Genomic DNA, 11096 nt, shown 5'->3' with positions numbered 1-11096 from the left:
ATTTTCGTTGGCTCACTACTGGATGTTACCCGAATAGACAACGAGGTCAAATCAGAGACGTTGTCGGGGCGTCTAGGTAAGAGTGGCGTGACATAGGCGTGACACAGTGTCCTAGAGATAGTGGAACGAAGTGCCAAATGTCCATCATAACGATTTTCCCTAATCTACCATGCGACTATTCAATACTGACATCGCGGATATCCTCCCCATCGTCAGGGGGATGGTTCTACCCGCTGCCTCTCATCTATGCCGGCTCACATATTTCCAATTGTGGCCCAAGTGGCTTTTGTGACGAAAATCGGTACAGTCGAGCCATACGACGGGTGGTTTTGCCCAAAAATCGCACACCGAATGTCCAACTACACATGCTATACAGAGTTGTCTAATTGATGCAACCAGATTATGCCCTGATGAGAGCCGGCCTCGGCGCTGTGATGGTCACGGCCGCCAACCGGGTATTTTCTAAGGGATCGATGGCCTATTCGGGCGTCCATGTCATTCAGCAATTGGGTATATACGTCACGATCATTCTAATGACCGAAGCGGGCGAGCAGGTCACAACGGCTTCCCTTGCGGAGAAGACTAGGCTTCATCCGCTGACCGTGAACAAATTCCTGAAGATTCTATTTGATTATAACGTGCTTCGGCGCGTGAAAGTGCCGACATCTTATGGTGGTGGCCGCAAATACATCTACCATCCGAACGTCGACATTAAATCGATGCTGGAGTTGATTCCCAAGGAGCAGGGCTAGATTTCAATTCACCTGTGGAAGCGGCGTTGTCGGTCCTCGGAATCTCGCAAGTGTGGTCAGATGGTCGCGCATCTCTAATTTAATTGCACAGAAAAGTAGTCTGGCCGCTTCAGGCGGGCGAACCGAATCTAACCGCCAGTCCTAGGTTGGAGGGGCGAAGACAGGGACATCGCTTGGCGGACTGTCGTCCCTTGCCGTCCAGTAAAATCCCTTGGCTTCGGCTCTTCCAAGGCAGTGGCAACATTCGTTATGGGTGGCTCTGGAACGATCGGTTGGGGGCCGAAGAACGAACCCGCTACGCGGGAGGGCGCCTGCGGTTAAGGTAGAGATCAAGAACCGGTCGTCGCGCCTGCATTGAGCGTCGTCCGACAGCGGCAGAGCATGACGGGCTTCTTCAACAAGGAGCCCGACCATGCCCCATCCCACTATCGATGCACCCATCAGCCCGCTGCGCCAGCGGCTGATCGACGACATGAATTTGCGCCGTTTCTCACGGGAGACGCAGCGCAACTATCTCCGCGATATTGGACGCTTGGCGACCTTCCTTGGGCGTTCGCCAGACACCGCGACCATTGACGATCTGCGCCGGTTCCAGATCGAGCAGCAGGACGATGGTGTCCCCGTGCCCACCATGAACAGTATTGTATCGGCGCTGCGCTTCTTCTTCACCCACACGCTCGACCGCCCTGACCTGGCGCGCCGGCTCGTTCGGCTGGCGCATCCGCGTAACCTACCCGTGGTGCTCAGCCGCGACGAGGTTGCCCGGCTACTCAACGCCACCACCTGCCTCAAGCACCAGGCCGCGCTTTCGGTCGCCTATGGCGCGGGCCTTCGCGTCGCCGAGGTGTCGATGCTAAAGGTCGCTGACGTCGTGAGTGCTTGTAAGGTGCATTTCAGAGCCCAGTCGACAATGCGGTTTCACGCCAGGTGGTGAGGGCGATGGTGCGGAGTTGGCGGTGGTCTGCGGCAGAAAGATGCTTGCGATGAAGCTGAAAGAGGTTGGCGACCTGGGCATAGACCGAGACGAAACGCTGACATTGTCGCGCTGACTTAAAGCGCATCATTCGCCGCTCTCGGCGCCGTAGCGGCAGATGAGAATTTTCGGCACGGTTGTTCAATCCCTTGTGCGAGCGATGCTCTACGCCCGGCATCAACTCGGCCTTCGCGGCCGAATACGAACGCAGCTTGTCAGTCACCAGCACCCGCGGGGTGGTACCTTGGCCCTTGAGCAGCTTGCGCATCAGACGCAGCGCTGCTGCCTTGTTCCTTCTGCTTTGCAGCAGGGCATCGAGGACGTAACCGTTTGCATCGACGGCGCGCCACAGCCAGTATTTCTTCCCCTTGATCGTCACCACCATCTCATCAAGCTGCCACTTGTCGGCAAAGTGGCCTCGTGAGCGGCGCCGGAGCTGATGAGCGAACTTCAAGCCGAATTTCGCCGCCCATTCGGAGACCGTCTGAAACGTGACGGTGATGCCGCGCTCCGCCAACAGATCTTCGACGTCGCGCAGGCTGAGCGGGAACCGATAATAGAGCCATACCGCATGGGCAATGATCTCAGCAGGAAACCGGTGGCGTCTGAACTGGGCATGCGGAGCTTCGGTCATGACAACCCGAATATCAAGTCGATCCCAACCAGCCGGTTAAGGCGACGCCACCTCCCGAAGCGGCAACGCTGTTGGCGCAGGGTTTGTTGGGTTTCCTGTTCACTTGTTCCTGTCGACGAGAGCGGCGAGGTTGTATGAACCTCGAAGACCAGTTGGCCTAAGCAGTATTGTCCGGTGGTTGCTCATTTGAACAGGAGGCACATTGCGATCGACCCCTCGACCGCAAGACAAGCTTCAGATTGCCGCACCTGATCGCAAACCATGTGTCATACTATACTAAGACATATTAAAAAGACTCCGACAATTACTGAAATTGCCAGTACAATCGTGAATACAAAAATCTTCAGGGCGGGTCCGCCTGTGACCTTCCTTTTCTCGTTTGTCATTTTGTACTTCGCATAGGGTCAAAGTATTGTCTCGGCAGACGGTTCCGGAGCGGTGCATCTATATCCATCTCTTCACCTTCAGAGGAAATGTAAGGAGCCTTAATTCAGAACCTGACCGATGCCGACCCAACAAGCCTATGCGCGGATTTCCTGGCATTGGAAAGCAATATAGGCGATTGTGTAGATGATTATCATTGCCGCCACCAAACCAGACAGCTGGCGCAGAAGACAGTGCAAGCACGCCTGCGAGGATGACAGCCGAGCATAGAAGCGGGGTGCGCATTTGACTTCACTCCCTGGATAATTTCTGCCAAACATCCCAGCTCGAAACTTAGAATGTAATAGTGCGGCCAAAGAATTTAGGTATAATGTTGACATGAATCGCAAAAATACAATTATTACAAAAATATAATATATTAGTATCGACGCATTATTATATATGGTTTATACATATATTTATAATACTAACAGCTCTGGGTTGGATACATTAATATAGGTTGGCCGTCCCAATGGCGATACCATGTGACTCGCTATTGCGATAGGCGCCATCCGTGCCATCTGAACTAAGCGGGGCCGTGCCAATTTTGAAGGCTTCCAGAACTGTACGAGCCGCGTCTGATGTCCGTTGTCCGGTGCGCAGGTCAACCGCAATCAGTTTGATTCCTGGAGGGATCCGAAACGCTTCGGCAGGGGCATCGGCAAGAGCCCCTTGCATGAAAGCGCCGAACACGGGGGCTGCAATCCGGCCGCCTGTCGCCGTCCTGCCAAGAGGCCGGGGCGTGTCATAGCCAATATAGACACCTGATACGAGAGTAGGGGAATAGCCGACAAACCAGACATCCTTGGAGTCGTTCGTGGTTCCTGTTTTGCCGGCGATCGGTCGATCCAGTGCTCTGAGGACGCGCGCTGTCCCGCGCTGGACGACTCCCTCCAGCATGGAGGTTACTTGGTAGGCAGTGGCTGGATTGAGGACCTGTTCACGATTGTCGATCAAACGTGGTTCATTCTGCCCCGACCAAATGGAGGAGTTGCAAGTTGGGCATAGACGCTCGTCATGTTTGTATATGGTATGGCCAAGTCGATCCTTGATATCGTCAACTAGTGTAGGCTTGATCCGCCGTCCACCATTGTCGAGCATGGCGTAGGCCGTCACCATACGCATGAGAGTCGTCGTTCCAGAGCCTAGAGACATAGCAATATAGGGTGGCAGATCGTCGTAGATCCCGAACCGGGTGGCGTACCGAGCGATCAGGGGCATCCCGATATCCTGCGCAACCCGAACGGTCATGACGTTTCTGGACCACTCCAATCCGAAGCGCAGGGGACGAGGGCCGTAATATCTGTTCTCGTCATTTGCTGGATTCCAGAGCGGCTGGCCTCCGCCGGGGGCGATACTGACAGGATCGTCGGAGACGATCGTCGAGGGCGTGTACCCATCGTCCAGTGCTGCCGCGTACACGAAAGGCTTGAAGGCGGAACCTGGCTGGCGAAAGGCTTGGGTTGCGCGATTAAAGCGGCTGTTTTGAAAAGAGAAGCCGCCATCCATGGCAAGGACTCGGCCGGTTGCCGGATCCATCGCCACAATGGCCCCGGAGATCTCCGGAATCTGTCTCAGATCAAAGGTACCTTTCTCTCGCTCGGAGGGTTCCACATAAACGATGTCGCCAGGCTTGAGTATGGTGTCGACGCGCGTCACCGGGCGGCCCTTTGTGGGACCCTTTGCCCAACGCGCCCAGGTCACACCGCTCAATCGAACGGTTCCCGTGTCCGTACTGGTGGAAGAGGATGGAGAACGATCGTTCCGCGGCGCCGGCTGCAGCCCGACGAGAGCCATGTCGGAATCTGCCTGGAGGACGATCGCAAGGCGCCACGGTTCGACATCGCCCAGGCTGTGCTGCGCCGCGAGTGTCTGACGCCAATCAGATCCTATTTCAACGTTCTCTAAGGGCCCGCGGTAACCATGCTGTTGGTCCCACTTCACCAGGCCTTGGACCAGGGCCTTGTGGGCCAATGTTTGAAGACGCCGGTCGAGGGTTGCTCGAACCGCCATGCCGCCTTCGTACAGTTTCGTGCTTCCATAGCGCTCGTTCAACTGCCGGCGGATATCCTCAGCGAAATACGCAGCACCATTGCGATCATCGGGCGGAAGTTCGTGACCGGCGGCACCAAGGGGGGCATTGACTGCCTTGTCCGCCTGGGCTTGCGTAATAAATCCCTCGTGCACCATTCGTCCGATCACCCAATTGCGCCTTGCCAGTGCAGCGTCACGGTTGTGTTCGGGATCGTAGTTGCTTGGGGCCTTTGGCAAGGCTGCGAGATAGGCCATCTGCGCGATGGTGAGTTCGCGCACCGGTTGACCGAAATACCCGAGCGCAGCCGCAGCGATGCCATAGTTGCCGCTGCCGAGATAAATCTGGTTCAAGTAAAGTTCCAGAATCTTATCTTTCGAGTAGGTTTGGGAAAGCCTTAGCGCGAGAATAGCTTCTTCAAGCTTGCGCCGGTAAGACACCTCATTGGTGAGGAAAAAATTCTTTACCACCTGCTGCGTAATGGTCGAGGCTCCCATCGGCCGTCTGTTTGAGCCGCGATTGCGAAGGTTCACGATTGCAGCACGCACCACGCTCCAGGGTTCAATGCCTGGATTGGAGTAGAAGTTGCTGTCTTCAGCCGCCAAGAAAGCGTCGATCTGCAGTCGGGGGATCATCTCGAGCGGCATAAAGAGCCGGCGCTGCCTGGCGTACTCCGCAAGGATCGTTCCATCGCCAGCATAGACGCGCGTCATGAGCGGCGGTTCGTAACTCCGGAGTTTGCTGAAGTCGGGCAAGTCCCGGTCGATATTGGCGATCTCAAGTCCAAGAAATGCAGCTACCGTGAGTACTACCAAGGTCGCACCGGCAAAAAGCGCACCAAGCAATCGTATCCAGATCATCGGGGACCTCGGTCACTAGGAACGCCACTTGCCTTCGAGAGGTAGCGACGGAAGCATCCCTTCTGCACCCGATTGCTGTCGCATCGAGAGCCACGACCCGGGTCATTCACATTCATCGTGGCTTCCATCAGCATTGGTTTGACTTTCCGCCGCACCGGCCAGAAGCCGGAAGGGAGCGGAACGACCGCATCGCCGCTCCGCCCCCTTCCCCTCCCTGCCCGCCGGGCAACCGTCTTGCTCGTTTGGGGCGTTTGTAGATCCGATGGTGCCGTGCAACGGATCTGCCTCTCCTCGAGCCACCGGTGGCCCAGTCGGATGCATATAATATCGACGATCGATATAAAAGAAAATTAAATTTCGTAGGTTCCAACCCTGGCGCGCTTCGAGAGAAACCAAAACCGGCACGAACGATGGCCTAAATGTGAGCCCGAACCTTGCTGCGATTTAACTAACAGTTAATATCGAAACTCGATATAGATTTTGTTAAAGCTCAGGTGAGGAGAGGAGATATGGGGGGCTCCGTTTTTTTCAGCAAGAAAGCCCAGGATTGGGGTTTGCTCGGCATCGCACTCGTGCTTTTTGCCTCTCCTTGGTTGATTGGCTACGTCGGGACCCTGGCCGCCTGGCTTGCTTGGTTCGGTGCCGTTTTCATCGGGTATCTCGGAGTGGCCGCCTCTTTCTCGCAGGGGGAGCATTGGGAAGAATGGCTCGCTGCCGCTCTCGGTTTGGGGCTGATCTTTGCCCCCTGGCTTTTGGGGTTTGAAGGCAGGCAAAGCGTATCCTCTGCCTTTTGGTTGCTTGGAACGCTCACAGTCGCCGTTTCTTCCTGGGCCGAATGGCTTCACTGGCATGTCCAGTCGATGAACGAAAGACCCTGAGATCTCGGGGTGAATTCACGGGGGAGTAATTGACAGGAGGAAGATGACCATGATGACCAGCGCAATTCTGCATGACAAAAGGACTCAGGACTGGATACTGGGCGCAGCGGCTGCGATCCTGTTTGTGTCTCCCTGGTTGTTCAGGTTCGACAATCACTCTGCTGACTGGAGCGCCTGGCTTAGTGCCCTCGGCCTCGCCTATTTGGCAGCAGCATCCCTTTTCGACGCCACGCTTCTCAAGGCAGTGGCTCAATGGGAGGAATGGGCAACTGCAGCCCTCGGGCTGTGGCTTATCCTGGCGCCCGAAGTCCTCAAGTTCAGTCATGCTAGCGGAGCCCAGTGGACACATTGGCTGATTGGATGTCTCGTTGTGATCGTTTCGCTCTGGGCGCAGTGGAAATATAGGCATCCGCTACTGCCGCCTCGGCATTAGGGCTTGTAAGAATTCAGCCGGCGATCTGCGATGGATCGAAGACTGGTAGAGCTTCAGCAAGCGGATGCACCGAGTGAAGGTGTCGTACTGATGCGGTCAAGCCGGCTAAGCAGGGCGGAATCGAGTCTTGCGGCAAGCAATGCCTTATCCGTCCTGTCCGCTGCTCCGCTGACGGTCACGACGACGGCCCTTCCAACGAGGATATAAAGAGTCCCCCTGCGCGTTGTCATTGCCCGGAAGGTGCGCCCCCGGATCGCGAATAGTCCATCGGCTCTCAGATTCAGCCCAATTCTTATGAAGTAGTGCGCTATGACGTCGCGATAGGCGGTGATGGACAAAGTAGCTGGTCCCGAAGGTGCACGAAACGCTTTGCTCGCCACCCACGAGGTGCCGGTGGGTTTGATTGTCGGGCCAGGTCCCGTTTCCGTCCAATTCGAGGGAAGATTTAGCGGCAGTACTTTCATGATCGAATAGAGGGCAGCGCGCTGGGCCATCGCATCCGCCACACAATCCACTTCCTCAAGCCGGCTGCGAGCACTGGACGCAATTGCCAGAAAAAGGAGGCTGGCGCCGAACAAAAGAACCGTTCTTGACATGGTCACTTCCTGCAAACACACGGGACATGCCGGTCCCGCAAATGGAAATTCCCGCGTGGGTTGAGCGCCACCGCGTATCAAGAAACCTAATATCGAGGTCAGATCAGTTCGAGGCCTCACCCGCCGAGCCTAAAGGCTCTTCTTCCACAACGACCACGGTAACTTCCTCGGCCTTTCCGGGCCTCATGAATATGCCGAAATGCCGAAAGGCGCTCATTGGATAGCTATCGGGAAGATTCCACTTTTCGCGGTATGCCTGTGGCGAGAGTCCATGGCGGCTGCGCAGGTGGCGCTTCAGGGACTTGAAGCGCAGACCATCCTCAAGACAGACGAGACATCCCGCTTGTATGGACTTTTCGATCGCAACAGCCGGCTTTGGCCTATCCTTGGCCGAAGAGGCCGTGGGGCCTGCGCTCGATAGATCATGGAGCAGTGCATGGACTTCCCCAGCGAGTTTCGGCAGATCCTCCGACGGGATCGCGTGGGTCGACAAATAGGACCGCATCACCTCAGCTGTCATCGTCGCACTTTTGATGGACATCAAGTTCCCCCACTTGTTTTTGCTGTCTCCGACGAAGGACCCCGCTGAAGGGATGTTCCGATAGCAGGGAACCACGCCTTGTCTGCTACTGTGGTACCACGCCCATCGATGGGGCCCATTTCAGCGGCGGGCGTATCAATTTATATCGATAGTCGAGGAAATTTACCGAATTAAAAAATTTTTAGGTGACCTTTCGGGGGCGGGCCACGGGCATTTTTTGGTATATAGTTATTGGACATACTAGAGAATTGAACGCTTTTGGCCTTAGGCGTAAAATATCCAAAAGACTAAAGTAATAAACCTATATTATACTTAAAATAATCTCGTTTATATCAACTATTACTCAATATCATGGTAAATTGTTTTTAAAAACGGAAGAGAAATAAATTATATTATTGATATATAAGACTTTTGTGGGATATTTACACGATTTCTGGATCCGTCATCACACGAGTTTTTGGAACAAAATCGGAAATATCCTCCTAAAGTCTGACATTGAGTTTACCAGAACCCACACCACGCGATGCGCAAGCCTTGCCAAACTATATCGAAGTTCGATATGAATTTGGCGTTGCAGATGACCGCCAAATTCGGGAGTCGTCCCTTGGCTTCCAAATGAGACCTATTCGTCGCTCAACTGCCCAGGTCCCATCGCACGAAACACGAGGAGTATTGCCATTGATCGTATCCGTGCCTCGCCCTACCTACGCACCAGGACGCATTGCGGCGATCTGCCTGCACGGATCGCGGGCCATATGTATCGCGACGGGGCTCGTTATCCTTGCCTCTCCTGCGATGGCTGCCGATCCCCGACAGATCGGTGCATCAGGCGACTGGACAGCCTATGCTCTCGGCTCGAAGAACTCCGTAAGCTGTTTTATTTCGAGTTCGCCGAAAAGCAGGTCCCCAGATGGTCTGAAGCGCGATCCTGGCACGCTTTTCGTCACCAATCCACCAGGTGGAAAAGGCGCTCCGGAAATCGCTGTTGCGCTGGGTTTTCCTGCGAAAAAGGGAGTCTCCCACACACTACAGATCAATGGTCAGAGTTTTACACTCTATGGCCAAGGAGAGAATGCCTGGCCGCAGAACGATGCCGATGGAAAGACAATCGTCGATCTGATGAGGACTGGACGGGATGTTCGGGTGAACAGCACCTCTAGCCGCGGCAATCGCAATAGCGACACCTATTCGCTCACGGGCTTCTCCGCGGCCTGGGCGACAGCGGTTGGGCGATGCAGATGATTTCTGCATGCCGCGAGTGCGCCGGAGCACTCGCGTTGCGGCTGTGGGCGCTCAGGAGACTTCTCATCTCGATCGTCATGAGTTGGCGATATCGCTGTGTTCCTACGCCATCTGGCTCGGTTATTGGGGCTCATTTTATAGGATGAAGCCATGGCGCCCAGAAAAGACGGCATTCGACTGACTGTATTTCTGGCCTGTACCTTTGTCGCCAGCATGCTCGTCACCGTATCCTACGCGCCGACGCTCTATCGCATGTTTTGCGGCGCGACGGGCTATGGTGGTACGACAAGGCGGTCGGCCGGCGTAGCAGTGGTCGGCGCCCGTTCAGATCGCAAGCTGAGGGTTCTGTTCGATACCAATGTGGCGCCGGGCCTTGACTGGAGCTTCCGTCCGGAGCAGCGCTCCGTGGATGTTCAAGTCAATTCACCGACCACGGTCTATTTCGACGCGGTCAACAATTCGAGGCGAGCGACGATCGCTCGTGCCGTCTACAACGTTACGCCCTCCGGAGTCGCTCCCTATTTCTACAAGATCCAGTGTTTTTGCTTTACGCAGGAGCGCCTTGAGGCAAAGCAATCTGCAAGAATGCCGGTCGTGTTCTATATCGACGATGCCCTGTTGCGAGACGACACCGCCGAGAACATCCAGGAACTCACTCTCTCCTATACCTTCTATGCACAAGAACAGCTACAGCCCGGAAAAATGGCAGCAGTGCGAAACCTCAAAGCAGGATCGAAGGCCGAAGCTTCCCATCCGGTTTCCACCGCAACGCCATTCACGAATGACGCAGTGCGCAGAGAGGAGCCATGACATGTCCCACCGCGCGGCTTTGGCCTGCAATGCTGACGGCCGCCGTAGGTCGACCCCGGGGAATTGATGCGGCAACCGGTTCATTTTCAAAGTCTTACCAGGCGTTGCCGCCTGACTCTTTCCGGTGAGGATTTTTGAATCTGCTGCCATCGCGTGGTGGGAATATATCGAATATCGATTTACCCTGTGAGCTATCCTTCGTAGAGTTACTTATGTGCGGAACCGAAATGAAGCCGTGGGCATCTCCAAAGACCAACGGAGCGTTTGGATGAGTGAGTTTGTTTCCGCGACCTCAACCCGTCTCGAACTGCTTTCCCATTCCCTTCATCTGGCGGGCTTCTGGGGTGTGTGGAGCATGATGGCCCTGTTCGCCCTGAGCGGCGTGTCCATTCTGCCACGGCCTATGCTCTGTGTCCTGGTCGGTTCGGTCTATGGCTTCCTGGGCATTCCGATCGCTCTTGCCGGTTCTCTGACCGGCGCGGTTGCAGCGTTCTGTCTTGGCTCGATGCTGCGGGGCCGTTTGGGAGGGAAATTAACCAAGCGCTGGCAACTGGTCGCGCTGGCCTTGGATACAATTCGAGGTGAGGGCTGGCGCATCGTTTTGCTGTGCCGGCTTTCACCCATTGCTCCTTCCAGCATTCAAAGCTTGTTGTTCGGTGCAAGCTCAGTCCGATTCCTTCCCTACATCACCGCAACCGCTCTTGGCATACTGCCCGGGATTGCGCTTGAGGTCTTTCTCGGTTCTCAAGCCCGAGAAGCTTTGTCAGGAAACCTTTCCCAACTGCGTATCATCCTCTTGTCCATTGGGCTTGGTGCAGGTTTTGCGGCTCTCATCCTCGTTGGCCGGAAGCTGCGAGAGACACTCTTGCTTTCCCAACCAGTCAGGCAGCCGCTCGAACGTTGCCGGGATCATTCCTAGCCG

10 protein-coding genes and 1 pseudogene are annotated in these 11096 nt (G+C 55.4%); 7 read left to right on the top strand and 4 right to left on the bottom strand.

Going from position 1 to position 11096, the window contains the following annotated elements; all coding sequences use genetic code 11:
- Positions 1 to 386 precede the first annotated feature (386 nt).
- A complete protein-coding gene (locus AC6H34_RS30410; RefSeq protein ID WP_497541406.1) occupies positions 387 to 752 on the top strand; it encodes a hypothetical protein in 366 nt (121 codons plus the stop codon).
- Between the two features lie 412 nt (positions 753 to 1164).
- Positions 1165 to 1629 (top strand): annotated as a pseudogene (locus AC6H34_RS30405) (tyrosine-type recombinase/integrase); the annotation flags it as partial.
- 16 nt (positions 1630 to 1645) lie between these two features.
- Here the strand turns inward: AC6H34_RS30405 and AC6H34_RS30400 are convergent.
- Together AC6H34_RS30400 and AC6H34_RS30395 are read right to left on the bottom strand one after the other, a co-directional pair.
- Entirely contained in the window at positions 1646 to 2359 is a 714-nt protein-coding gene (locus tag AC6H34_RS30400) for an IS6 family transposase (protein WP_497541405.1), read from the bottom strand.
- Between the two features lie 873 nt (positions 2360 to 3232).
- Positions 3233 to 5674 (bottom strand): penicillin-binding protein 1A, encoded by a 2442-nt coding sequence (locus tag AC6H34_RS30395; protein WP_497541404.1) that lies wholly within the window; start codon positions 5672 to 5674, stop codon positions 3233 to 3235.
- Between the two features lie 509 nt (positions 5675 to 6183).
- Here AC6H34_RS30395 and AC6H34_RS30390 point away from each other — a divergent pair.
- On the top strand, positions 6184 to 6552 hold the full coding sequence (locus tag AC6H34_RS30390) for an SPW repeat domain-containing protein (protein WP_497541403.1): 369 nt from the start codon (positions 6184 to 6186) through the stop codon (positions 6550 to 6552).
- Between the two features lie 49 nt (positions 6553 to 6601).
- A complete protein-coding gene (locus AC6H34_RS30385; protein ID WP_497541402.1) occupies positions 6602 to 6985 on the top strand; it encodes an SPW repeat protein in 384 nt (127 codons plus the stop codon).
- Positions 6986 to 7038: 53 nt separating this feature from the next.
- Here AC6H34_RS30385 and AC6H34_RS30380 read toward each other — a convergent pair whose 3' ends face one another.
- Together AC6H34_RS30380 and AC6H34_RS30375 are read right to left on the bottom strand one after the other, a co-directional pair.
- The gene (locus tag AC6H34_RS30380) at positions 7039 to 7581 is read right to left on the bottom strand and encodes a hypothetical protein (protein WP_497541401.1); all 543 of its coding nucleotides are present in this window, start codon (positions 7579 to 7581) and stop codon (positions 7039 to 7041) included.
- Between the two features lie 103 nt (positions 7582 to 7684).
- Positions 7685 to 8122 carry a Ros/MucR family transcriptional regulator gene (locus AC6H34_RS30375; RefSeq protein ID WP_497541400.1) on the bottom strand — a complete coding sequence of 146 codons (438 nt, stop codon included), beginning with the start codon at positions 8120 to 8122 and terminating at the stop codon, positions 7685 to 7687.
- Between the two features lie 678 nt (positions 8123 to 8800).
- Here AC6H34_RS30375 and AC6H34_RS30370 point away from each other — a divergent pair.
- The 3 genes from AC6H34_RS30370 to AC6H34_RS30360 all read left to right on the top strand — a co-directional run bounded on the left by AC6H34_RS30370 (position 8801) and on the right by AC6H34_RS30360 (position 11093).
- Complete coding sequence (locus tag AC6H34_RS30370; protein WP_497541399.1) at positions 8801 to 9364, top strand: invasion associated locus B family protein; 564 nt, start codon at positions 8801 to 8803, stop codon at positions 9362 to 9364.
- A 150-nt stretch (positions 9365 to 9514) separates the two neighbouring features.
- Positions 9515 to 10174 carry a cytochrome c oxidase assembly protein gene (locus AC6H34_RS30365; protein WP_497541398.1) on the top strand — a complete coding sequence of 220 codons (660 nt, stop codon included), beginning with the start codon at positions 9515 to 9517 and terminating at the stop codon, positions 10172 to 10174.
- Between the two features lie 268 nt (positions 10175 to 10442).
- On the top strand, positions 10443 to 11093 hold the full coding sequence (locus AC6H34_RS30360; RefSeq protein ID WP_497541397.1) for a TVP38/TMEM64 family protein: 651 nt from the start codon (positions 10443 to 10445) through the stop codon (positions 11091 to 11093).
- The last annotated feature ends 3 nt before the right edge of the window (positions 11094 to 11096 follow it).

It is taken from the genome of Labrys sp. ALF-8 (assembly GCF_059699065.1).
The sequence above is the reverse complement of the archived record's forward strand: the minus strand, read 5'-3'. Positions and strand labels throughout refer to the sequence as shown.

Excerpts from the sequence above, each read along its gene's own strand:
- AC6H34_RS30365 (WP_497541398.1), top strand. The coding sequence starts at position 9,515 with ATGGCGCCCAGAAAAGACGGCATTCGACTGACTGTATTTCTGGCCTGT.
- AC6H34_RS30360 (WP_497541397.1), top strand. The coding sequence starts at position 10,443 with ATGAGTGAGTTTGTTTCCGCGACCTCAACCCGTCTCGAACTGCTTTCC.
- AC6H34_RS30385 (WP_497541402.1), top strand. The coding sequence starts at position 6,602 with ATGATGACCAGCGCAATTCTGCATGACAAAAGGACTCAGGACTGGATA.
- AC6H34_RS30400 (WP_497541405.1), bottom strand. The coding sequence starts at position 2,359 with ATGACCGAAGCTCCGCATGCCCAGTTCAGACGCCACCGGTTTCCTGCT.
- AC6H34_RS30380 (WP_497541401.1), bottom strand. The coding sequence starts at position 7,581 with ATGTCAAGAACGGTTCTTTTGTTCGGCGCCAGCCTCCTTTTTCTGGCA.
- AC6H34_RS30375 (WP_497541400.1), bottom strand. The coding sequence starts at position 8,122 with ATGTCCATCAAAAGTGCGACGATGACAGCTGAGGTGATGCGGTCCTAT.
- AC6H34_RS30395 (WP_497541404.1), bottom strand. The coding sequence starts at position 5,674 with ATGATCTGGATACGATTGCTTGGTGCGCTTTTTGCCGGTGCGACCTTG.
- AC6H34_RS30390 (WP_497541403.1), top strand. The coding sequence starts at position 6,184 with ATGGGGGGCTCCGTTTTTTTCAGCAAGAAAGCCCAGGATTGGGGTTTG.